Raw genomic sequence first — 24,043 nt, forward strand, 5'->3', positions numbered from 1 at the left:
TAACTGTCTATCGCCTGACATTCAGTAATCCATTGCCATTCTTCACTGGATTCCATCCATCAAGCCCTTCAAGCACATCCTCCATCTTATACCCCTCCATCCCCTCAGTTGGTGAGAGAAAGAGGCACGTACACGGGGATTGGCCCCCTCACCACGGCTCTCGTACTCGGCATAGAAAGCCGTCTTCTCATTCGCCTTGTTGCCCCAATTGTTCCACCCGGCAGGCAAGATGTGCCTACCCAATTCACAATGGATGAAAACGGCTTGCGCATAAGGACGCCAAGGGCGGGAAAGATATACATTGTCCACACCGGAATCTGCCGTCAACTTGCAGTCATAAAAAACATACCCGTACTTCTGCCCTTTATCCGTGGAAGGGGCCGTTACATAACCATTGCCCTTGCTATGGATGTGGCAACGATTGAATACCGCAACAGACCATCCGAAAATAAAATCGACCGTACCCTCTATATAGCAATCTTCAAAATACTGCCGGACACCCTTACCGTAAGTATAAAGCGTATCCTGATAACCAAAGAAGCGGCAATTCTTGAAGTACACACGGTCGGCACTGACAAAACATGCCACAGCCTGCCCTACCGGACCGGAACTGTTTTCAAAAGTAATGTTCTCCGCATAGAAATCGGGAGCATAGATATAGCAGGATGAAGAGCCGGAAGTCCCCTTGTTCTCCCCAAAGCGGTTGGGCTTATCGGCATAGTCGTCATAAGAAAGGACAGTACCCTCCTGTCCCAACAACGAGACGTTGATTTTGCTTTCGGGAACTACGAGCTTTTCCTTATAGATTCCTTTTCGCACCAAAATGGTAGTACGTACCCCCTTACGGAAGTCGTACTGCATCGATAGCCTCCTGCACAGTAAAGAAATCGCCGCTTCCGTCCTGGGCTACCACAAAATCGTAGTGACGGACATATTGTGCCAACTCCGGTACAGCCCCGGCAATGGCATCCACCGTCAGCCCGGCTATAACGCGAGCACCGTATACATTGAGATGAGTATTGTCTTCACGACCTTTAGGCATAGCAGGAACCGCGTTGGGAGCTATCCACATAAAGAGTTTCTTCGACTTCTCAGGTCCCAATCCCTCTACCAGGTCGTGGGTAATTTTATTCATATCTACAAACGGCACATTCAGTTCCTTAGCCACATTGCGTGGAGACTCCAGATAAGCCCCATGAGTATCAATCAGCGTATTGCCCTCTTTGGGATGTACGGCAGCAGAAGCATCCCGTTTGGCATCCGGATTGGCATCATTGCGGAAATCATCCTGATTAACGGCATCTTTCACCGTCTGCGCATCGGCAGTTAAACCAAATTTACGCCTTACAATGGAATTGAACAATACCGGGATTCCGCCTTTGGCACGTGTCTCGTCAACAAATTTACGCAAGTTCGCATCAAAGGTACTTCCCGGGGCTGTGTGACGGGCTGCTTCCGGTTTCTCATCGTTATGCCCAAATTGTATAAAGACGTAGTCTCCTTTCTTAATTAAAGAAAGCACCTTGTCCCAACGTCCCTCATCAATAAAGCTCTTGGAACTACGGCCATTCACAGCATGGTTATCCACCAATATGTCTTCAGAAAAATAACCGGGCAACATTTGTCCCCAGCCTCTTTCAGGATTACCTCCCGTCAAATTTTTGTCGGCCATTGTAGAATCACCAATCATAAAGATGGTGACAACCGGTCTATCGGACTTAAAAGCCGAGAACAGAAAGAACAAGCCTAAGAACAGAATCAATTTATGTTTCATGATGATATTAATAAGATATGGTTATATTTCCGGATTCCAGTCTCCGCATAGTCTGAAAATGAACTTTATATCATTGTACTTTTCTGCTTCTTCCTGAGACAATTGCCTGGCCCACCGCACGCGTCCTTCAGCAACTCCACCTTCCCCCGTACTTCCATATTCGGCATAACGGGCAGTTTTCTCATTCGCCGGATTGCGCCAATTGTCCCAGCCAGCCGGACAAACGTGCTTGCCCAGTTCGCAATCGATGAACACTGTGGCTGCATAAGGACGCCACGGGCGACCCAGATAAACCTTGTCCACACCGGGAGCAGCCGTCAGCTTACAGTTTTTGAATACATACCCCACCTCAACATCTGCCGGAGTGGATGCTGCCGTAATATACGAATTCATCTTGCTATGAACGGTACATCCCTCGAACAAGGCAGTGGAAGGACCGAAGATAAAATCCGTAGTGCCTTCTATATAACAATTCAAAAAGAAGAGACGGGTACCGCCCGCTCCAGTATAAACGGTGTCCTGATTTCCCAGGAAACGGCAATCTGCAAATATCAGGCGATCGCCTTCCGTATGAAGAGCCACTGCCTGCCCCAGGCGGGGGGCATTATTCTCTATCGTAAGATTCCTGAAAGTAATGCCACTCCCCTCTACCTTCAGGGTATAGGTACGGAAAGTTCCCATTTTATTGATATTGGCATGGTCGTCATACGTAATGACAGTATTCTCCACACTCTCACCCACAAACTCCACATTTTCAATCCAAGACGGAACAATCACCTTTTCCCTGTATATGCCGTCTTTGATGAATACCGTCACCTTATAGTCCATAAAAGCGCGAATACCCTCCATGGCTTCCGTCAAGGTACGGTAGTCTCCTGCCCCATCACACGCTACCACGATATGACGTTTCCAATCCGTTTGTGCGGACAACGGCATTGCCAAGCAAAGCAATGCTGCCATGAATGTACACTGTAGCAACCTTTTCATTTCCGGTTAACGGTTTCCTTAACCTCTTGAAGACGTTCCCACTCCAATGAACCCAGAATAAACGGGCCGACTGCTTTGGGGTCATTATTGCGGATTGTCTCGTTGATATAATAATCATAGTCTCCCGAACGGTAGTTCTTCCCCCCCAATCCAGCTACGGCACATGCCCGGGTAATGGAAACGACACCATTCTTATCCACTTCGATAAAGTGGTCGAGAATACCTTGATACCCTTTGACAGCCACGTCCAGATAGGATTTGTCGAGATACCCTTTACGCACTCCCTTGAACAGAGAATAGACAAACATGGCAGAACAAGAAGACTCCAGATAGTTGCCCGGCTCACCGCTTTTGTCCAACACCTGGTACCACAGCCCGGTCTTGTCATCTTGCAGACGTTTCACCATATCGGCCAGATGATTGAATATCACCAACATTGAATCCCTTCCCGCCTCATGCGGCGGAATAAAATCAAGTGCATCGACAAATGCCATGGCATACCAGCCCATTGCGCGTCCCCAGCTATGGAGAGACTGTCCCGTTTCCTTGTCCGACCAGCGTTCCTTCCGACTTACATCACAAGCATGGCGATACAAGTCTGTTTCAGGGTCGTAAGTATGACGGGCTGCCATTAGGAACTGGTTGATTACGTCCGCATAATCTTCCACCCGATTATTGCGGTAGGCATATTCAGCATAGAAAGGCGCCCCCATGTAGATACCGTCCAACCACACCTGATGCGGATAAATCTTCTTGTGCCAAAACCCACCGTCCTCATTACGCGGATGGTCGTCAAGCTGGCTGCGCATCAGTGCCAATGCCTTCTTGTATTTTTCGTCTTTTGTCTGCTCGTAAATACGGAAGATAAACTTACCGGAGTTGATGCGGTCAAGGCTGAACTCTTCACGCTTGTACATTTTGATACTCCCATCAGCATTCACCATCGTATCAGCATATGCCAAAGCATAATCATAAATTTTCTCATCTCCATAGCGGTCATACACATCCAACATAGATTGCAATTCCAGCCCGTGGCAATAATCCCATTTCAGTCTCGGTTGAAAATCGAGCTGCCATGATTCCGGACATCGAATCATTTCCGACTCTACCATACGCACAGACCAAGGCTGTTCACTACTTACACGTTGCGCCCACATCCCCAACGGGAAAGCCAACAGTATTGCAGATACAATAAATTTACAAATTGAATTATTCTTCATGCAGTCATTCATTTTTTTGTATTAGACCAGTTTTATTTCTAAGAACAAAAGTAATGCTTTCTTTCCAAACGAATGTGTACTTTTCAACACAGAGGGTGTATTATTTGGTTTTCGTGTGCGGAAACGAGCAATTTTGTGCACGATAACGACCAATTTCGTCCAAAATCGTCCCATTTACTAATAATTATGCTTTTCAAGTTTGATTAATTGAGAAAAGGTCTTATTTTTGACCCGGTTTTTAATTCATACTATTGCAAAAACAAACTCAATTACCTAATTAAATCACAAGAGAATGGAACAAGTTTTTGGTTATATCATCGGCTTAGGAGCAGCAGTGATGATGCCTATAATCTTTACAATTTTGGGTGTATGCATCGGCATTAAGTTCAGTAAGGCACTAAAGAGCGGTCTGCTGGTAGGTGTCGGTTTCGTAGGTCTGTCGGTCGTCACTGCGTTGTTGACCAGCAGCCTCGGTCCTGCCTTGAGCCAAGTCGTTGAAATTTACGGCCTTCAGTTGAAGGTATTCGACATGGGATGGCCCGCAGCTGCGGCTGTAGCCTATAACACATCGGTAGGTGCATTCATCATTCCGGTATGTTTGGGAGTAAATCTTCTGATGTTATTAACGAAAACAACCCGTACGGTCAATATCGACCTTTGGAACTACTGGCATTTCGCATTTATCGGCGCAGTCGTTTATTTTGCCAGCGACAATATCTGGTGGGGCTTCTTCGCCGCTATCATCTGCTACATCATTACCCTGATTATGGCCGACTATACCGCCGACAAATTCCAGAGATTTTACGACAAGATGGAGGGTATCTCCATTCCACAGCCTTTCTGCGCAGGTTTCGTACCATTTGCCGTAGTCATCAATAAAGCATTGGACAAAATCCCCGGTTTTGACAAATTGAACATCGATGCGGAAGGCATGAAGAAGAAATTCGGCTTGCTGGGTGAGCCTTTGTTCCTGGGTATTCTGGTCGGTTGCGGTATCGGTACCTTGTCTTGCAAGAACGGTCAGGAACTGGTAGACAAGATACCTTATATATTAGGCTTGGGTATCAAGATGGGCGCCGTAATGGAGCTGATTCCGCGTATCACTGCTTTGTTCATCGAAGGCTTGAAGCCTATTTCCGATGCTACCCGCGAGCTGATTGCCAAGAAATTCAAAGGTGCTGTCGGCCTGAACATCGGCATGAGTCCTGCATTGGTTATCGGCCATCCTGCAACGCTGGTGGTTTCCCTGCTGCTGATTCCCGTAACCATATTGCTGGCTGTCATCCTGCCGGGTAACCAGTTCCTGCCTCTGGCATCATTGGCCGGAATGTTCTACCTTTTCCCGCTGGTACTGCCCATCACGAAAGGAAATGTAGTAAAGACGTTCATCATCGGACTCGTTGTACTGACCATCGGTCTTTATTTCGTAACAGACCTCGCCCCCTATTTCACACAAGCAGCCCACGATGTATACGAGAAGACACAAGATGCTGCCGTGAATATCCCCGCCGGCTTTGAAGGCGGCGCACTGGATTTTGCATCCAGCCCCTTCGCTTGGGTCATTTTCCACCTGACCTACTCGTTGAAATGGATAGGCTCCGGTATCCTTGTATTATGCACATTGTTCCTGATGATTATGAACCGTCGTGCCATCATCAAATACCAGAAATCAATCAAAAATTAAAAGTTAAAAATTAAATAGTAACGGATTATGAAAAAGTTAGTACTTGCATTTATGATGGGAGCAGCTGCCATGGCAGCCAATGCCCAAGTGAATTACAAAGTGCAGACCGCCTGCCATCCGCAGGATGTGAAGCATTATGACACGGAACTTCTGCGCAGCAGATTCATGATGGACAAAGTCATGGCTCCGGACGAAATCAACGTAACCTACACCCTCTACGACCGATTGATTTACGGTGGCGCCATGCCGGTGAACAAGACATTGAAGTTGGAAGTGTTCCGTGAACTGGGTCCGGAAATCACTTACTTCCTCGAACGCCGCGAACTGGGTGTCATCAATACCGGTGGTGACGGAGTGGTCACTGTAGACGGTAAGGAATACCCCATGAAGTATAAGGAAGCCCTTTACGTAGCTGCGGAAATAAGGAAGTAACCTTCAAAAGCAACGACGCTACCAATCCTGCCAAGTTCTACATCAACTCGGCTCCGGCCTACAAGCCTATGTTACCCAGCTGATTACTACCGATGCCAAGCTTCAGAAAGCCAACCCCAAGAAATATGCACTGGGCATCTCCGACCATTATGGAAAAATGGAGGACAGCAACGACCGTATCGTAAACCAGCTGATTGTGAAAGATGTACTGGAAAGAGTGAAAGACGGTGGTACCAACCAGTTGCAGATGGGACTCACTGAACTGGCTCCCGGTTCTGTATGGAATACCATGCCTGCCCACACACACACTCGCCGCATGGAAGCTTACTATTACTTCAACCTGAAACCCGGCAACGCTATCTGTCACTTGATGGGCGAACCGCAGGAAGAACGTCTGATATGGCTGCACAACGAACAAGCTATCACTTCTCCCGAATGGTCCATCCACGCTGCTGCCGGAACCAGCAACTATACTTTCATCTGGGGTATGGGCGGTGAAAACCTGAAATACAGCGATAAAGACGAAATCAAATACATCGATATGAAATAAAGTTGCCCTGCAACGTCCGATAGGCATGGACATAAATAATCCATGCCTATTTTTGTCATTTTCTACATCCTTTTTACCAAATATTACACCTCAAACAACACACAAACCCCTACATTTGCATCAAAATATAAATCTATTATCATGAGTACATTTCAAAACACCACGGGGCGGATGACCAATTACCGTTGGATTATCTGCGCCATGCTATTCTTCGCGACAACCGTCAACTACCTCGACCGCCAGGTTCTTTCATTGACCTGGAAAGATTTCATCTCCCCCGAATTCCACTGGACCGATACACACTACGGCTACATCACAGCTATCTTTTCCATCGTCTATGCCTTAGGCAATCTGTTTGCCGGACGTTTCATCGACTGGATGGGAACGAAAAAAGGGTATTTATGGGCCATTGCCGTATGGTCTATCGGCGCTTGTATGCACGCCCTCTGCGGACTTGCCACAGAAATGACCCTCGGCATTGAAAATGCCGCCAACATGATTAGCGCTACCGGTGCATTGGCCTCTACCATAGCCATCACCAGCGTTTACTACTTCATTGCCGCCCGTATCATACTGGGCATCGGTGAAGCAGGAAACTTTCCTGCCGCCATCAAGGTGACGGCCGAATATTTCCCCAAGAAAGACCGTGCCTTCTCTACTTCCATCTTCAATGCCGGCTCTACCATCGGAGCACTGATAGCCCCATTATGTATCCCTACCTGGCCCGCTACTTCCAACGCATGGGCGTGGGCAACGGCTGGGAAATGGCTTTTATCGTTATCGGCGGATTGGGCTTCATCTGGATGGGACTGTGGATGTTCATGTACAAGAAACCTGATGAAAATCCACACGTAAACGCAGCTGAGCTGGCATATATAGAACAAGACAAAGACAACGAGGAGAGTAAAAAGGCGACTGCTCCGGCAAGCAAAGACGAAAAGAGCATTTCTTTCCTGCAATGTTTCAAATATCCGCAGACCTGGGCTGTATTTTTCGGCAAGTTCATGACTGACGGCGTATGGTGGTTCTTCCTCTTCTGGGCACCTGCATACATCTCGGACGTTTACGGATTCTCCTCAGATACTCCCACAGCACAGATGCTTATCTTTGTGCTCTATGCCATCACGATGTTGTCCATCTATGGCGGGAAATTACCCACCATCATTATCAACAAAACCGGTAAGAATCCCTACGCCGCACGCATGCAAGCCATGTTCATCTTCGCACTGTTCCCGCTATTGGCATTGTTTGCACAGCCATTGGGCAACAAGGAAGTATTTGGCGAACAAGCCTATTGGTTCCCGATTATCATCATAGGTATTGCAGGCGCTGCCCATCAGTCCTGGTCGGCCAATATCTATTCTGTGGTAGGTGATATGTTTCCCAAAAGCACCATTGCCACCATTGTGGGAATCGGAGGTATGGCGGGCGGTATCGGCTCATTCCTCATCAACATGAGTTCCGGTTTGCTGTTTGACCATGCTGACAAGACACAAATGGTATTTCTTGGATTCCAGGGCAAGCCTGCCGGATACTTCATCATCTTCTGTGTATGTGCAGTGTCCTACTTGATAGGCTGGTGCATCATGAAGGCACTGGTTCCGAAGTACAAACCGATTATAGTGGACTAAATTCAAAAAGCCTTTTCTCACGAAAAGGCTTTTTTCGTTCAATTACAGTCAAAAACAAAAAACTGTAAATGGAACACAATTTAAGATGAAAAAAAGGGAAGTCTCACGACTTCCACAATTCTTCTAACCTTAAATCTAAATCTCTATGAAAAAAACGTGATGCAAAGATAATGGTTTATCTCACACAGCGTTATTAATAAACTCTATAAAGAAGCAGAAAATATTTAAGATTTACTAAATAAGACGGTTACGAATGGCAAACTACAGACAAGAGCTCGGCATAAATAGGATTAAGTTTCAATAGTTGCGGCACTCCTGTCATAAACATCTGCTTGCGGGCACGAGTAAGGGCAACATTCAATTTCCGGTCAATCCGAGTACCGTTTTCCTCCGTCATATTTGCCAGAAACTTCAACTGATAAGCCCGGTTCACACAGAAAGAGTAGATAATGACATCCCGTTCGCTACCTTGGAAGCGTTCCACAGTGTCTACCAATATATCCTCCAAAGGAGCAATACCCAAAGCGGCAATCTCTTTTTTAATCAAGGCTATCTGACTACGATAAGGAGTGATGACACCTAAAGTGACAGCCGGGTTGAAACCGGAAACAGCTGCATACTGCCGATAGACAGCCGATGCCAACCGTGCCACAATCCGCGCCTCCGAATGGTTCATCTTGGCCGACTGTGCCTGCGGTTCGACTGCGGCAGGCAGAAAAGCGACACGACGAGTCAGCAAGCCGGCAAACTCACAATCACACAGCTCAGGAGCAAGAGTCAGCTCGCCCTGCTGGTGCGGCAGACCAACCGGTTCCAGCAGACCACCGTAAAAAGCCCGGTTAGGAAACAAGGCTACCTCGATATTCATACGACCCTGACGACAGAGCATGTCGTAGGAGGGATGAGGGATAAGGAATGAAGAATGAGAGGTTAATGCCTGGCGATTGGCACTTTCCTTGGAGAGATTCCTATAAAGGCGTTCAAAAAGGGAATCTTTCAAATTATACAATCCGATGGCCTGCAAAGCTTCGTCACACACTTCCGACTGCTCGGACGACTGCAAGACCACTGCGGGCAGCTGCTTATGGTCACCTATCAAAATAAATTTGCCGATGGCATCCGCGCCTGCGGGATTGCGGGTACAGAGCAACCCCAGCAGTTGTGGTTCCAAAATTTGGGTAGCCTCATCCACAATCGCTACATCGAAAGTCTTCAACCGGAAAAGCTCGGTCTTGGAAGAAAGCGTGGCAACCGTACCGACAAAAACACGGCAACGGGCAATGCGCTCCTGCACCTGCCGCCGAGTGGCACAAGGTTCCAACACATTCTCAATCAGATACGGGCGGAATGACTCATCGCAAGACAACTCACTGCCCAGACGGATAAAGTCTATTTCAGGCTCAATGGAAGCCAGTGCCTTACTGATTTCATCTACGGCACGATTGGTATACGAAAGAAGCAGAATCTGTTTCCCCTCCCGGTAAAAGGCTTCTACCATGCCCCGCAGCGCGCGGGAGGTCTTGCCGGTACCCGGCGGACCGATTAAAAGGAAATAGTCGCGGGCAGCCTGCGCTTTCAGAGTAATCCGCGAAAAATCATCCGAAGCGGTCGCAATAGCGGCATCCAAAGAAGCATCGAACTCGGGAGGGCGCTGCCCCAACAACAAATCACGCCGTCTTTGAGTGGCAGAAAGGAAAGCGGAAAGTCCCAGATACATGCTACGAAAGGAGGTGTCCATATAGTCGTGCTCTATGGCATAGAGGCTGGCAGCAGGCAACACACCCGCATTCTGCTGAGTGGCACGAAGACGGATACAGACCTCGTCATCGGATATGCGCTCTATATTACCTTTAAACACCATCTTGTTGGTAACGTTGTCGGTATCCGTATTCCGTTCGTAAAGAACCACCGCATCACCCTGGCGGAAATTGGGCAGAACCCGCTCCTGCCGGGAAGCAACCATTTGCTTCGTTCTGAGTGACAAATACGGTTTATGCGCATCTGCCGCATGATTCTCGCAAATAACCAAATCGTACAAAATTTCACCTGCCTCACATTTCTCAGCCAGTGTGGAAAGCCAGAGGGCGGCAGCGCCGGTACGCCCTTCATAATCCACATCACCGGATTTGGAGGTATAGAGTTCCTTGGTTATAAAATTATAAAGCGTATAAAAATAGCTTTGTTCCAACAACGAAAGCGAACGGATGCGTTGCGCTACGGCATCAATGGAGGGGTAAAGGAAGCGTTTCCACAAGGTATTGTCCAAACCGCGCTCGTTCAAGGTGTCCGGATGGATGTCTTTCAGGCGCTCTGCCGTATACTGCGGGCTGTTCCGTAACTGGATGCCATATTCATTGGCTACAATCCGGTTACGCACATCCATCACACGGCGCACCATTGCCCACGAAGGGCGTGCCGGATAAAGCAACGGATAACGGGTATAGAACAGGTAGGCCTTTACACGTCGATGGTCCATTCCCATAGAATACTCCAACACAGCCTGATAGAGCAACATCTGCACCTTATTGTTTTCTTTAGGCTCCACCTTACCACGGATGGAATACTCGTCCGCCTTACCGGACTTCATTTCAATGAACGAGGTCATATCCCGCTGCATGTAGTCCAAACGCCCTTGCAAGCCCAATGCTTCACAGATGTAAGAGGGTTCCAGCACGGCATCAGTCCTATCGAGCTCATAGCCGGATGCACGGAATGTTTCTGTCACCGTCCGGTGGATATTATCGAAATGGCGCTTGCAATCGGAAAAGAATTCAGCTTCCTTCTCCCGGTCGCGCAGGTCGGCACATGCTGCCAGCTCGATGGGATAAGAACGGAAGGCCTTCTTCATGCATGCCAAATAATCGGGTGCCTCCTTGGCATGAATCCATTCGTCCAGAAAGAGGTTGGCAATATTACCCAACAGTAACGGACGGGTATTGTCCGGCGACTGGAGCCGTGCCAGGATATAGTTGGCAGGATGATGCCCGTAATCCTTGAAGCATTCGGCAAGCGAACTGATGTCTATCAAGTAATCGGGCTCAAGTATAATAAAGGAAGGGGTGAGTATGCCGACTTCGTCCACCGTAACATCCAGCAGATTGACCTGGGCATGCCGCCACAGAATCCGGCAGGTTTCTGCAAACTCTTCATTAATCTGAGGTACATTATAACGGACACGCAACGGCTCATCGGCCACAGTGTCTACGGGCAGTACATATAAATAAGTATCATCGGCATACTGAAAACAGACACGCATGCGCTTTATCCGTTCTTTGGCAGGCGGTGCCACTATATAGGTGGCATCCGCACGGGGTAGCAGGCGATAAAGTTCGGCAGGTATCTCCTCCCCCGTCAAGCGCTTGATAAAGAATGACAGTGTTTTGGCATCACGCAACAACTGTTCACGTTGCGGTTCCGCCTGGCGGTTCAGAATAGCATTGGAGGTCAGCCGGAAGGTATGCAGACGGTTCTGTTCCACGGTGGAAAGTCCGGCCTTCGAAGCCACGAAACTGATACGTGCAGAAAGGTCCGTCATCTGCAAGCTGCCGTCGGGCATCTGTGTACGGCACAAACGCTCCAGCAACTCGCGCAATTGCCGGTAGGCCACGTCCAAGGAGATTTCCTCAACGTGGCAGGCTTCCAGCAATATACTAAAATATTCCTTTACTTCACAATCCATCATTCCTCTGTCTCCACTTCTTCCGCTTCATCATCAGTCTTTTTATCCTTTATCATCAGGATACTCAACTCATAGAGCAGATAAAGCGGTACCGCCACTACTGTCAAGGTAAACGGGTCACCGGTCGGAGTAATGATGGCCGAGGCAATAACAATGATGACAACAGCATGACGGCGGTATTTCCGCAAAAAGGTCTTGTGCACCAGTCCCAGCAGGGAAAGCAGCCATGTCACCAGCGGCAGTTCGAATGCCAGTCCCATGCAAAGCACCAGCATCATGAAATTGTCGATGTACGAGTTCAGGGAAATTTGATTCTCGATGGCTGCGCTCAATTGATAAGTGGAAAGGAAACGCAATGTCAGCGGATAGACCATAAAATACCCCAGCAACACACCGATGAAGAACATCACTGTACCTATACCCAGCGCTTTCCTCACCCCTTTACGCTCGTTTGGATAGAGGGCAGGGCTTACAAAGCGCCAGATTTCATAGAAAATATAAGGAGCAGCCGTTACCACCGACATCCAGAAAGCGGTAGACATGTGGACAAAGAACGGTGCGGCAAGATTGATATTGACGAGCTTCACATGAAACTCCTGGGTAAAGAATTCATCCTGCAAGTCCAGTCTCTGCCCTATCCAGCGCAACAAGTCATAGAAAATGAAGTCGTTATGGCAAGGAGCCAATATCACATTGTCAAACAGATAAGGCATGGCGATAAAATAACCGATAGCCAATACAAACCACACACCGAGTACACGGAACAACACCCGGCGCAACTCGTCCAAGTGGTCCCAAAAGGTTAGTTCTTTTTCCGACATAAAGGGATTTACTATTTGACAATTTACTATTTACTATTTGGGCTGCGCTGTGGGGATTTACTATTTGACAATTTACTATTTACTATTTGGGCTGCGCTGTGGAAAAGGCAACAAGCCTACCCATACTCCTGAACTTCTCAGAGTATCAAATAGTAAATAGTAAATCGTCAAATAGTAAATACCCTCGTTCCTTTATTTCTTTTCAGCCGGTTTATCCAGTTCTTCCTGAGCCTTGTTTATCTCTTCTTTGGCTTCATTCACACCATCCTTGAAGCTCTTCACTCCTTTGCCCAAACCACGCATCAATTCGGGAATTTTCTTACCGCCAAACAACAGTAAGATGACCAATGCAATAATTATCCATTCGGAACCGCTGGGCAGAAAGCCTAATAAAAGTAAGTTTGTCATAGTTATATCTGATTAATTATAGTGCAAAGATAGGAAAATTAAGGATTAGGGATTAAGGATTAAGGATTAATTTTATCGCAATCCCTAATCCCTAATCCCTGACCCCTATCTTCAGTCTTGATAATAAATACGTTTTACCCGCGTAGAAACGCTTGTCAACACCTCATAAGGAATAGTTTCGAGTACATCGGAAAGAACGGTTATAGGCAGATGGTCACCAAAAATTTCCACACTGTCACCCTCCTTGCAATCGATGTCCGTTACGTCAATCATACAGACATCCATGCAGATATTCCCTACATAGGCTGCCCGTTGGCCGTTTACAAGACAATAGGCATGTCCGTTTCCAAGATGGCGGTTCAGGCCGTCGGCGTAACCGATGGGAAGAGCCGCTATACGCGACGGACGGGTGAGATGCCCTTTCCGGCTATAGCCCACCGTATCCTCTTCGGGAACATCACGTATCTGGAGGATGGTAGTCTTCAACGTGCTCACATTGTTCATAATGGAATTGTCTATGGGATTGACACCATAGAGGCCGATACCCAGGCGCACCATATCGAATTGCGCCCCCGGGAAACGCTCGATACCTGCGGAATTGCAGATATGGCGAAGTATCTTATGCGGAAAAGCCTCCTGCAATTCCATGGACGCTTTCTCGAACATTTCTATCTGCCGGCGTGTAAAACTGTCGAATTGTTGCGAATCGCTCCCTACCAAATGCGAGAAGACAGAACGGGCAATCACGGCATTCTGTCCCTTCAGCCGTTCTATCAGCCGGGGCATATCCTCCGGAGCAAACCCCAGGCGGTGCATACCGGTATCCAGCTTTATGTGGATGGGGAAGTTTGTGATACCTTCCTTTTCCGCTTCTTTAATCAGGGCGTCCAGCAGATGGAAGCTATATACTTCGGGCTCCAGCTTGTAATCGAACATGGTCTTGAAAGCAGTCATCTCAGGATTCATGATAATGATGCTTGCAGTGATGCCCGCTTTGCGGAGTTCGGAGCCTTCGTCGGCAACCGCCACGGCAAGATAATCGACATGATGTTCCTGCAAAGTTTTGGCTATTTCATAAGAACCTGCACCGTAAGCGGAGGCTTTCACCATGCAGACCATCTTTGTTTCCGGCTTCAGCTTGCCACGATAATAGTTCAGATTGGCAATCATCGCTCCAAGGTTAACCTCCAGGATGGTTTCGTGCACCTTCTTCTCCAATACTTCCGTCAAGGAGTCAAAACCGAACTTACGTGCACCCTTAATCAGAATAATTTCGTTTTCAAGGCGAAGTTCCCCACGCTGGATGGCACGTATCAAGGCCTCTGTATCCGGATAAAAGGTCTTCTCTATATTAAAACGTGCAGCGCAGGAAGATATTTCATTTCCTACACCTATGATGCGTTCAATGCCGCGGCTGTTTACCAGCTGTGCCACTTGTCGGTAAAGTGTCGGCGTATTCTGACCGGTCTCCAATATATCCGAAAGGACCAAAGTCCGCCTCAATCCCTTACTTTGCGAACGGCGGTAAAGAAAATCGAGTGCAATATCCAATGAGCCAAGGTCAGAATTATAACTGTCGTTAATCAACAGACAGTTATTTTTTCCCTCCTTGACTTCCAGCCGCATGGCGATGGGTTCCAGCCTTGCCATACGTTCTGTAATCTGTTCGGCAGGAAGCATCAGATAGAGGCATGCGGCCAGGCAGTTCAGCGAATTCTCGATGGAAGCATCATCTATGAACGGTAGAGTAAACGTATTGTCCATATCCAGATAGCGGTAGGAAATGACAGTACAGTCATCCCGTTTCTCCACCTTACTTATATATAGAGGACGTTCCATATCTTTCCGGCTCCACGCAATCTCACGTGCAGACAGCATGGACTTCGCCACACAGTTGCTGACGAACTCATCGTCACCATTATAAATCACTACATCACAATTCTTGAAAAGCGTCAGCTTCTCCATGCATTTCTCCTGCAACGAGAAGAAATTTTCCTGGTGAGCCCCTCCTATATTGGTCAGGATACCTATGGTAGGCTTGATGATGTTCTGCAAAGCACGCATTTCCCCCGGCTCGGAAATACCGGCTTCAAAAATAGCAAGTTCGGACTGTTCGTTCATCTGCCACACAGACAAAGGCACTCCAATCTGGGAGTTATAACTGCGGGGAGAACGGATAATGGCACGTTCCGGACTGAGCAACTGGTGCAGCCATTCCTTCACAACGGTCTTACCGTTGCTTCCCGTAATACCGATGACCGGTATCTGGAACCGGTTCCGATGCTGTTCCGCCAGTTTCTGCAAGGCTTTCAGCGGGTTGGGAACGATGAGATAATTGACAATTGACGATTGACAATTGACAATTGCCTGCACATCATCACGCTGCATAGCATTGTCAATTGTCAATTGTCCATTGTCAATTAATCTAAAGTTTTCTTCGCTAAGCACAAAATTACGTACTCCACGGGCATATAAATCTGCAATATAGCGCGCACCGTCATTCCTCTTGGTGGTCAAGGCAAAGAATAATGTTTCCTCAGGAAAATTCAGGGAACGGCTGTCAGTGAGCAGCCAGTCTATGGTAGCCGGCGCGTTTCCCATACGCCGTGCGCCAATACTTTCGGTTATGCTTTCAATCGAATACGACATATTTCTCTCTCTTTTTGGAAATCTAAGTACGGGTATTTTCCGTTAAGTTGGTCTATTTTTAACACAATTTGTCCTAAAAAACGCTTATACTCTTCTGAAGCGGGATAAAATGGCTTATGTGACAACATCTTACGGATATTTTCACTTTCTTCCATAATCCGTAACGCATCGGCAGAGATGCACGACCGGGTAAACCGTTCCCAAACATAGCGAATGGCTGTTTCGGAAGGATGCACCATGTCTTCTGCATAGAAGCGATAGTCACGAAGCTCGTCGAGCAGCAGCTCATAAGCCGGAAAATAGAAAACATGTTCCGGGAAAGCGGCTTGCAACTGGTTCACGGCAAGTAGCAAGGTAGCTTTACTGAGCTGGTTGGCATGCATTCCGTCGCGCACGTGGCGGATGGGGCTGACCGTGAACAATACTTTCAGCCGGGGAATCCGCGCCAGCAAGCCGGAAAGCAAAGAGGTGTAATCAGATACTATTTCACTGACAGAAAGCATACGGCGGGTAAAGCAGGACTCAGGTTGCTTATGACAATTGGCAACTACAGTTCCCGTCTTTTTATTTTCATAAACCCAGGCAGAGCCGAAAGTCAGCAGCAGACAATCCAACCGGTCCAGTCTTTCATGGGCACTGTTCAAACGTCCGTTAATGCCTGCCAATGTTTCCTCTGCAGAGACTGAGGAAAAACTACCATGATGCATGGCACTGTGCCAAAGTTCATGAAAGAGAAAAATATCGTTTTCATTGTAGCATCTGCCCGCAATGATTTCACGCAATGCCGCAGAAATGGAAAACGGATTATAAAGCACACCGTAAGGATTGACGTCACAACGGAACTTGGCATCCGCCAGCCTTTGCCCCATCTCGGACGCAAAACAAGAACCCATCAGCAACAGATTATTCTCTTGCGAAAGAAGGGGCATACTGGAAACTACTTCTACAGGCGTATAAAGATTCATAAGCTCGGAATAAATAAACCATTCACTTTCGGGAAAAAAGGATGTACCAACTGCTTGCTACGCCACAAAGATACGAAAATTCAATTTGTAAAGCTGTATTTTTCAACAGACATCAAGTTTAGGGTCTGTTTAAATTTTCCTTTTAGTAATGATTAAAAAATAACTTAGGACATTTTCTTGTTTGCCTCCATTAGACTTCCAGCCCTTTCAAGACCTTTACAAGTAAATAATCCAAGTTTTGTTTGGCTATTCATTCTACGAACCTGTCGGCAGGATTAAATCATGCGCAAAACCTGATAAATGAGACATCTTACCACCCGCTCCGTACCTGGTCCGTATATGCTCCGTATATGGTCCGTACATATAGATACGGAGAAAGCCCGGAGCAGACAAGGAGCGGATAAGGAGCGGACTGAAAAACAGGACAAGCTAAAACCGGTGCGTGCATTTGCCCAGGCAGTTGTAGCAGAACAAGATTGGTTTGCAAAAAACGTGAAGTAACTTAACTCTCCTCCTCCGGGGAGGAGAGTTAAGTTACTCTCTATTTCACCTCTTTTCTTCGCAAGTCATTTCTATTTGACTATAATTCCGCCAACGGGTTTATCCTAAGTCATTTTTTAATCATTGCTTAGAGCCTGTTTAAAATTTCCTGAAATAATTTCTTATGAGCATTTTCCAAGAAAATTTAAACAAGCTCTTAATAAAAACAAAACAGTTTCTGGAACAAGCTCTAAAAACAGAAGTGAACAAAAGAGGCTTTTTTTCCTTCTAAAACTTCCCGTCATCCGTTTTCTTTTGCTACTTTTGCATTTTGTAATCTTCAGATTAGAAATGAGAACAGAACCAACAACATATAACTTGCTTAACACCATTACATTTCCCGGGGATTTACGCCAACTCAGCGTAGAAGAGCTTCCTGAAGTCTGTAAAGAATTGAGGCAAGACATTATAAAGGAGGTTTCGTGTAACCCCGGACATTTCGCAGCCAGTCTGGGCACGGTAGAGCTGACCGTTGCCTTGCACTACGTATTCAATACTCCGTACGACCGCATAGTCTGGGATGTAGGCCATCAGGCGTACGGGCACAAGATACTGACCGGACGCCGTGAAGCATTCTCCACCAACCGCAAGTTCAAGGGCATCCGTCCTTTTCCCTCGCCGGAGGAGAGCGACTATGACACGTTCGCCTGCGGACATGCGTCCAATTCAATCTCCGCAGCCCTGGGCATGGCCGTTGCCGCTGCCGAAAAGGGGGAGAAAGACCGACACGTGGTCGCCATCATCGGCGACGGAAGCATGAGCGGCGGCCTGGCTTTCGAAGGACTGAACAACGCTTCGTCTACTCCTAACAACCTTCTTATCATTCTCAACGACAATGACATGTCGATAGACAGAAGTGTAGGCGGCATGAAGCAGTACCTTTTCAACCTGACTACCAGCAACCGCTATAACCAGCTGCGCTTCAAGACATCCAGACTGCTGTTCAAAATGGGACTTCTGAACGAGGACCGCCGTAAAGCGCTGATTCGCTTCGCCAACAGTCTGAAATCAATGGCCGCCCAGCAGCAGAATATCTTTGAAGGGATGAACATCCGCTACTTCGGCCCTATCAACGGACACGATGTGAAAAACATAGCCCGTGTCCTGCGGGACATCAAAGATATGCAGGGACCGAAAATACTGCATCTGCACACTGTAAAAGGAAAAGGATTCGAACCTGCCGAGAAGAATCCCGATATCTGGCATGCACCGGGCAAGTTCGATCCGGAAACCGGAGAACGCCTCAAAGCGGACACCAGCAATTTGCCTCCGCTTTTCCAGGACGTGTTCGGGGAAACGCTGGTAGAACTGGCTAAGGAAAATCCGAAAATCGTCGGAGTAACCCCCGCCATGCCCACCGGATGCTCCATGAACAAGCTGATGGACACCATGCCCGACCGTGCCTTCGATGTGGGTATTGCCGAAGGGCATGCAGCCACTTTCTCGGGCGGTATGGCTAAAGAAGGAATGCAGCCTTTCTGCAACATCTACTCCTCCTTCATGCAGCGGGCATACGATAATGTCATCCATGACATCGCCCTGCTCCGCCTCCCCGTCGTACTTTGCCTGGACCGCGCCGGACTGGTAGGAGAAGACGGACCGACACACCACGGAGTTTTCGACCTGGCCTATTTCCGTCCGGTTCCCAACCTTACCATATCTTCACCGATGGACGAACATGAATTGCGCCGCCTGATGTACACGGCACAGTTGCCGGACCAAGGTCCGTTCGTCATCCGCTATCCCCGCGGACGCGGCGTATTGCTGGAGTGGAAATGTCCGCTGGAAGAAATCCCCGTAGGCAAAGGGCGCAGACTGAAGGAAGGCAAAGACCTGGCAGTCATCACCCTCGGTCCCATAGGCAACGTAGCCGCACGTGCCATAGAGCGTGCGGAGAAGGACAAAGGAATCTCCATCGCCCACTACGACCTGCGTTTTCTCAAGCCGATAGACGAAGCGCTGCTGCACGAGGTGGGACTCAACTTCCAGCATGTCGTCACCATAGAAGACGGTGTCAAAAAAGGAGGAATGGGCAGTGCCGTACTGGAGTTCATGGCGGACAATGACTATATTCCCCATATCAGACGTATCGGTGTACCCGATGCCTTCATAGAACACGGCACCATACAAGAGTTGTATCATCTTTGCGATATGGACGAAGAAGGAATTTATAATCAATTGACAATTGACGATTGACAATTACAAGAGAAGTGAAAATAATTATTGCAGGTGCCGGCGCAGTAGGCACACACTTGGCTAAATTGCTGTCCCGCGAGAAGCAGGACATCATTCTGATGGACGACAACGAAGAAAAGTTGAGTACACTGAACTCCAACTTTGACTTGATGACGGCTACGGCCTCCCCCACCTCCATAAAAGGCTTGAAAGAAGTGGGAGTGGGAGAGGCTGACTTGTTCATAGCCGTCACCCCCGATGAAAGCCGGAACATGACCGCATGCATGCTGGCAAACAATCTGGGAGCACAAAAGACCGTAGCCCGCATTGACAACTACGAATACCTGCTGCCCAAAAACAAGGAATTTTTCCAGAAGCTGGGTGTCGATTCACTCATCTACCCGGAAATGCTTGCCGCCAAAGAAATCGTGTCCTCCATCCGCATGAGCTGGGTACGCCAATGGTGGGAGTTCTGCGGAGGAGCCTTGATACTGATAGGCACCAAGATGCGCGAAAAAGCCGAGATACTGAACATCCCCCTCCACGAACTGGGCGGACCGGAGCTGCCCTATCACGTGGTAGCCATCAAACGGGGAAGCGAGACACTGATTCCCCGTGGTGACGATACCATCAAGCTACATGACATCGTATACTTTACCACCACACGAAAATACGTCCCCTACATCCGCAAAATAGCCGGCAAGGAAGATTATGCCGACGTGCGCAACGTGATGATTATGGGTGGAAGCCGGATTGCCGTACGCACCGCCCAATATGTCCCGGACTACATGCAGGTGAAAATCGTGGACAACGACCTGAACCGCTGCAACCGCCTGACCGAGCTGCTCGACGACCGCACCATGATTATCAATGGCGACGGGCGGGATATGGACCTGCTTGTGGAAGAGGGACTGAAGAATACGGAAGCCTTCGTTGCCTTGACCGGCAACTCGGAGACTAATATCCTGGCCTGCCTTGCCGCCAAACGCATGGGAGTCAGCAAAACCGTAGCCGAAGTGGAGAACATCGACTACATAGGCATGGCCGAAAGCCTTGACATCGGCACCGTCATCAACAAAAAGATGATTGCTGCCAGCCACATCTACCAGATGATGCTGGATGCGGACGTCAGCAACGTGAAATGCCTGACCTTTGCCAATGCCGATGTAGCGGAATTTACCGTCAAGGCCGGCTCGAAGATTACCAAACATCCGGTAAAAGACCTCGGCCTCCCGAAAGGAGCCACCATCGGCGGACTTATCCGCCAGGGGGAAGGCGTCGTGGTTATGGGTAACACCCTGATACAACCGGGTGACCATGTAGTGGTATTCTGCCTGAACATGATGATTAAGAAAATCGAAAAATACTTTAACTAATAGAGAATGAGTAGTTGGTAAATGATTAACTTCAAGACAATCATACGGATTATCGGTATTCTGCTATTGCTGGAAACAGTCATGTTTCTGGTCTGTTCGGGCGTGTCTTTCTACTACAGAGAAAGCGATATGTTCGATTTATGGAAAGCAGGAGGCATCACAGCAGGGATAGGCTTATTGCTGGCGGCTCTCGGCAAGGGAGGTGAACGGCAACTGACGCGCCGTGACGGATATGTGCTGGTCAGCTTTGCCTGGGTGGCATTTTCTCTTTTCGGAATGCTGCCTTTCTATATAGGCGGATACATACCCGACATCACCAATGCGTTCTTCGAGACCATGTCCGGTTTCAGCAGTACGGGTGCCACTATCCTGAACGACATCGAATCACTTCCTCATGGAATACTGTTCTGGCGCAGTATGACACAGTGGATTGGCGGCTTGGGAATCATCATGTTCACCATTGCAGTGCTTCCCATCTTCGGAGTCAGTGGCCTGCAGGTGTTCGCCGCCGAGGCAAGCGGCCCTACACATGACAAGGTTCATCCTCGTATCGGTATCACCGCCAAATGGATTTGGAGTATCTATGCCGGCATAACCGCTCTACTTGTCGGCCTGCTGATGCTTGGAGGTATGGACTGGTTCGACAGTATCTGCCATGCATTTGCCACTACCGGTACCGGTGGCTTCTCCACCAAGCAGGCCAGCGTTGCCTACTACAATTCTCCTTATATAGAATATGTCATCTCCATTTTCATGTTTATCTCCGGCATCAACTTCACCTTGCTATTATTGTTCGCCAACCGGAAATTCAAGAAATTCATCAGCAATGCCGAGCTGAAATTCTATTTCGGTTCAGTTGTGCTCTTCACTGCCGTCATAGCCATCGTACTTTACTATACCAGTCCCATGGGGATGGAAGAATCCTTCCGCAAATCCTTGTTCCAAGTAATTTCCCTCCATACATCCACCGGTTTTGCGACAGATGACTACATGCAATGGACACCCGTCCTGTGGGGGCTGCTTACCATCATCATGCTGATGGGGGCGTGTGCAGGCAGTACCACCGGAGGCTTGAAGTGTATACGTATGGTAATTCTTACCAAAGTCTCACGAAACGAGTTCAAACACATCCTACACCCCAATGCCATACTTCCGGTACGGATAAACAAGCAGGTAATCTCTCCCTCCATTGTCTCCACCGTACTGGCTTTTTGTTTTATTTATATCGCCATTATAGTCATCAGCACACTGCTCATGATGGCTATGGGTGTCGGGGCTGAAGAATCAATGGGCTGCGTCATTTCCAGCATCGGTAATATGGGACCCGGATTGGGTGAAACCGGACCTGCCTATTCGTGGAATGCCCTGCCCGATGCAGCTAAATGGCTGTTATCCTTTTTAATGCTTCTGGGTCGTCTTGAGTTATTTACCGTACTGCTGCTTTTCACACCGGATTTCTGGAAACGGAATTGATTTAGGATAAAAAGTGTAAAAATAATCATTTTTTGTTATGCGGAGATAGCAAATTGAACAATACTTATTATATCTTTGCGCCCTTGAAAGAGAGAATTGTGGTATGAAGCAATGCATTAAATACTGTTTAATCATAATCTTTGCAGTCCTATTGCACGACAATGCAACCGGAGTTGCAGACGTTTCGTGCGTTCCTGCCACCCGACAAGCAGAATGCTGCACGCTGTCACAAGCTCCTACCACCACCCAACAGGCAGTCCAGAAGTTCTACGACTTGTTTTCACCAAACTCCCTCTGCATAGAGCATGTGGACCATACGCAAGTACCAACCAACAAAAACGTACTCCTGCGCATGTACATCTACAAGATGCAGCAGCATGCCTATGCACCGGAATGCGACCGTTTGTTGAATCTGTCTCCTCATCCCGTACCCGACGCGAACTATTACATATTCGGGCTAAGAAAGATTATCATTTAGAAGGCCTGCAAGCGCAGACGCTTGCCCCTTGACCTCGCCGGACAACAATTCAGAGGTTTTGTCCTCCGGTGCGATGTATCTATTATTATATATCTAAAATCTTATCAGGTTTATGAACTTTACTTTGTTAGTGGTCGTCTTATTGACGGCAATCGCTTTCGTGGGTATCGTCATCGCGCTCTCCAATGCGATAGCACCCCGTTCGTACAATGCACAGAAGATGGAGCCGTACGAGTGTGGTATCCCTACCCGCGGTAAATCGTGGATGCAATTCCGGGTAGGTTACTATCTGTTTGCCATCCTGTTCCTGATGTTCGAAGTGGAAACGGTATTTCTGTTCCCTTGGGCAGTCATCACCCGCGAACTTGGCGTAGCAGGACTTTTCAGTGTTTTATTTTTCCTGATTATATTGATTCTGGGCCTTGCTTATGCCTGGAGGAAAGGAGCTTTGGAATGGAAGTGACAAAGAAGCCGAAAATCAAATCTATCCCTTATGAGGAGTTTACGGACAACGAAACGTTGGAGAAACTGGTTCGGGAACTTAATGCCGGAGGCGCCAATGTCGCCCTTGGTGTACTGGACGATTTCGTCAACTGGGGACGCAGCAACTCACTGTGGCCTCTTACGTTTGCAACCAGCTGTTGCGGTATCGAATTCATGGCCCTCGGCGCAGCCGCTACGATATGGCGCGCTTCGGGTTCGAGGTAGCCCGTGCCAGTCCGCGCCAGGCAGACATGATTATGGTTTGCGGAACAATCACCAACAAGATGGCTCCCGTTCTGAAACGTCTTTACGACCAGATGGCCGATCCGAAATATGTAGTAGCCGTAGGCGGCTGTGCCGTCAGCGGAGGCCCGTTCAAGAAATCCTATCACGTGGTGAACGGTGTGGACAAGATTCTGCCGGTAGATGTCTACATTCCCGGTTGCCCTCCGCGTCCGGAAGCATTCTACTACGGCATGATGCAATTACAGCGTAAAGTGAAAATAGAGAAATACTTCGGTGGAGTAAACAGACAGGAGCCTCACCCCCAACCCCTCTCCGAAGGCGAGGGGAGCAAGGAAGAAAGCTAATCGAAAACTCTACGGAAATCAGAAAGTTCTACAGTAGAACAGAAATGATTTGCGAAAAGAAAAGCGAATAGAGAGATTATCTTACTTCCCCTCCTCCGGGGAGGAGAGGTAAGTTACTCCGTATTTTT

The 24,043-nt window shown here is 48.1% G+C and carries 14 protein-coding genes and 4 pseudogenes; 10 read left to right on the forward strand and 8 right to left on the reverse strand.

The window, feature by feature from the left end; translation table 11 throughout:
* Positions 1-7 precede the first annotated feature (7 nt).
* From JCM16496_RS12630 to JCM16496_RS12640, 3 genes and pseudogenes are all read right to left on the reverse strand, one after another.
* Positions 8-1,774 (reverse strand): annotated as a pseudogene (locus JCM16496_RS12630) (pectinesterase family protein).
* A 21-nt stretch (positions 1,775-1,795) separates the two neighbouring features.
* Positions 1,796-2,761, reverse strand: a complete 966-nt coding sequence (locus JCM16496_RS12635) for a pectinesterase family protein (RefSeq protein ID WP_025834685.1) — start codon at positions 2,759-2,761, stop codon at positions 1,796-1,798.
* Positions 2,758-3,981, reverse strand: a complete 1,224-nt coding sequence (locus JCM16496_RS12640; RefSeq protein WP_025834687.1) for a glycoside hydrolase family 88/105 protein — start codon at positions 3,979-3,981, stop codon at positions 2,758-2,760. Before JCM16496_RS12640 ends, JCM16496_RS12635 begins: the two co-directional genes overlap by 4 nt.
* Before the next feature lie 292 nt (positions 3,982-4,273).
* Between JCM16496_RS12640 and JCM16496_RS12645 the strand changes: the two genes are divergently transcribed.
* The 3 genes and pseudogenes from JCM16496_RS12645 to JCM16496_RS12655 all read left to right on the forward strand — a co-directional run bounded on the left by JCM16496_RS12645 (position 4,274) and on the right by JCM16496_RS12655 (position 8,278).
* A complete protein-coding gene (locus JCM16496_RS12645; RefSeq protein ID WP_025834688.1) occupies positions 4,274-5,665 on the forward strand; it encodes a PTS galactitol transporter subunit IIC in 1,392 nt (463 codons plus the stop codon).
* Positions 5,666-5,692: 27 nt separating this feature from the next.
* Positions 5,693-6,647, forward strand: a pseudogene (gene kduI, locus JCM16496_RS12650) (5-dehydro-4-deoxy-D-glucuronate isomerase).
* 141 nt (positions 6,648-6,788) lie between these two features.
* A pseudogene (locus JCM16496_RS12655) lies at positions 6,789-8,278 on the forward strand (MFS transporter).
* A 247-nt stretch (positions 8,279-8,525) separates the two neighbouring features.
* On the opposite strand, the gene JCM16496_RS12660 reads toward JCM16496_RS12655, so the two are convergent.
* The 5 genes from JCM16496_RS12660 to JCM16496_RS12680 form a co-directional block, all read right to left on the reverse strand.
* Positions 8,526-11,957 carry a DEAD/DEAH box helicase gene (locus tag JCM16496_RS12660; protein WP_025834689.1) on the reverse strand — a complete coding sequence of 1,144 codons (3,432 nt, stop codon included), beginning with the start codon at positions 11,955-11,957 and terminating at the stop codon, positions 8,526-8,528.
* Positions 11,957-12,778, reverse strand: coding sequence for a twin-arginine translocase subunit TatC (gene tatC, locus JCM16496_RS12665; protein WP_005835227.1), 822 nt, complete (start codon positions 12,776-12,778; stop codon positions 11,957-11,959). Before tatC ends, JCM16496_RS12660 begins: the two co-directional genes overlap by 1 nt.
* A gap of 192 nt (positions 12,779-12,970) precedes the next feature.
* A complete protein-coding gene (locus JCM16496_RS12670; protein ID WP_025834691.1) occupies positions 12,971-13,186 on the reverse strand; it encodes a Sec-independent protein translocase subunit TatA/TatB in 216 nt (71 codons plus the stop codon).
* Between the two features lie 111 nt (positions 13,187-13,297).
* Positions 13,298-15,835: a bifunctional UDP-N-acetylmuramoyl-tripeptide:D-alanyl-D-alanine ligase/alanine racemase gene (locus JCM16496_RS12675; protein ID WP_025834693.1), complete on the reverse strand. Its 2,538-nt coding sequence runs from the start codon at positions 15,833-15,835 to the stop codon at positions 13,298-13,300.
* Positions 15,811-16,800 carry a GSCFA domain-containing protein gene (locus tag JCM16496_RS12680; RefSeq protein WP_025834695.1) on the reverse strand — a complete coding sequence of 330 codons (990 nt, stop codon included), beginning with the start codon at positions 16,798-16,800 and terminating at the stop codon, positions 15,811-15,813. Before JCM16496_RS12680 ends, JCM16496_RS12675 begins: the two co-directional genes overlap by 25 nt.
* A gap of 300 nt (positions 16,801-17,100) precedes the next feature.
* Between JCM16496_RS12680 and JCM16496_RS12685 the strand changes: the two genes are divergently transcribed.
* The 7 genes and pseudogenes from JCM16496_RS12685 (at position 17,101) to JCM16496_RS12720 (ending at position 23,915) form a co-directional block, all read left to right on the forward strand.
* Complete coding sequence (locus tag JCM16496_RS12685; protein ID WP_025834698.1) at positions 17,101-17,301, forward strand: hypothetical protein; 201 nt, start codon at positions 17,101-17,103, stop codon at positions 17,299-17,301.
* A gap of 330 nt (positions 17,302-17,631) precedes the next feature.
* Entirely contained in the window at positions 17,632-19,536 is a 1,905-nt protein-coding gene (gene dxs / locus JCM16496_RS12695; protein ID WP_025834700.1) for a 1-deoxy-D-xylulose-5-phosphate synthase, read from the forward strand.
* Positions 19,537-19,550: 14 nt separating this feature from the next.
* Positions 19,551-20,891, forward strand: a complete 1,341-nt coding sequence (gene trkA, locus JCM16496_RS12700) for a Trk system potassium transporter TrkA (RefSeq protein WP_005835221.1) — start codon at positions 19,551-19,553, stop codon at positions 20,889-20,891.
* Between the two features lie 21 nt (positions 20,892-20,912).
* Positions 20,913-22,364 (forward strand): TrkH family potassium uptake protein, encoded by a 1,452-nt coding sequence (locus tag JCM16496_RS12705; protein ID WP_025834703.1) that lies wholly within the window; start codon positions 20,913-20,915, stop codon positions 22,362-22,364.
* A gap of 103 nt (positions 22,365-22,467) precedes the next feature.
* Complete coding sequence (locus JCM16496_RS12710; protein ID WP_025834705.1) at positions 22,468-22,842, forward strand: hypothetical protein; 375 nt, start codon at positions 22,468-22,470, stop codon at positions 22,840-22,842.
* Between the two features lie 112 nt (positions 22,843-22,954).
* Positions 22,955-23,305 carry an NADH-quinone oxidoreductase subunit A gene (locus JCM16496_RS12715; protein ID WP_005823956.1) on the forward strand — a complete coding sequence of 117 codons (351 nt, stop codon included), beginning with the start codon at positions 22,955-22,957 and terminating at the stop codon, positions 23,303-23,305.
* Positions 23,296-23,915, forward strand: a pseudogene (locus JCM16496_RS12720) (NADH-quinone oxidoreductase subunit B). The gene JCM16496_RS12715 and the pseudogene JCM16496_RS12720 overlap by 10 nt, the downstream one beginning before the upstream one ends.
* Positions 23,916-24,043: the final 128 nt, after the last annotated feature.

Origin of the sequence: Bacteroides rodentium JCM 16496 (assembly GCF_000614125.1) — a bacterium.
Taxonomy (GTDB): Bacteria; Bacteroidota; Bacteroidia; order Bacteroidales; family Bacteroidaceae; genus Bacteroides; species Bacteroides rodentium.

What these genes read in the sequence shown, in the direction of transcription:
- JCM16496_RS12635 (WP_025834685.1), bottom strand. Translation starts at nt 2,761, where the DNA reads ATGAAAAGGTTGCTACAGTGTACATTCATGGCAGCATTGCTTTGCTTG.
- JCM16496_RS12640 (WP_025834687.1), bottom strand. Translation starts at nt 3,981, where the DNA reads ATGAAGAATAATTCAATTTGTAAATTTATTGTATCTGCAATACTGTTG.
- JCM16496_RS12645 (WP_025834688.1), top strand. Translation starts at nt 4,274, where the DNA reads ATGGAACAAGTTTTTGGTTATATCATCGGCTTAGGAGCAGCAGTGATG.
- JCM16496_RS12660 (WP_025834689.1), bottom strand. Translation starts at nt 11,957, where the DNA reads ATGGATTGTGAAGTAAAGGAATATTTTAGTATATTGCTGGAAGCCTGC.
- tatC (WP_005835227.1), bottom strand. Translation starts at nt 12,778, where the DNA reads ATGTCGGAAAAAGAACTAACCTTTTGGGACCACTTGGACGAGTTGCGC.
- JCM16496_RS12670 (WP_025834691.1), bottom strand. Translation starts at nt 13,186, where the DNA reads ATGACAAACTTACTTTTATTAGGCTTTCTGCCCAGCGGTTCCGAATGG.
- JCM16496_RS12675 (WP_025834693.1), bottom strand. Translation starts at nt 15,835, where the DNA reads ATGTCGTATTCGATTGAAAGCATAACCGAAAGTATTGGCGCACGGCGT.
- JCM16496_RS12680 (WP_025834695.1), bottom strand. Translation starts at nt 16,800, where the DNA reads ATGAATCTTTATACGCCTGTAGAAGTAGTTTCCAGTATGCCCCTTCTT.
- JCM16496_RS12685 (WP_025834698.1), top strand. Translation starts at nt 17,101, where the DNA reads ATGAGACATCTTACCACCCGCTCCGTACCTGGTCCGTATATGCTCCGT.
- dxs (WP_025834700.1), top strand. Translation starts at nt 17,632, where the DNA reads ATGAGAACAGAACCAACAACATATAACTTGCTTAACACCATTACATTT.
- JCM16496_RS12705 (WP_025834703.1), top strand. Translation starts at nt 20,913, where the DNA reads ATGATTAACTTCAAGACAATCATACGGATTATCGGTATTCTGCTATTG.
- JCM16496_RS12710 (WP_025834705.1), top strand. Translation starts at nt 22,468, where the DNA reads ATGAAGCAATGCATTAAATACTGTTTAATCATAATCTTTGCAGTCCTA.
- JCM16496_RS12715 (WP_005823956.1), top strand. Translation starts at nt 22,955, where the DNA reads ATGAACTTTACTTTGTTAGTGGTCGTCTTATTGACGGCAATCGCTTTC.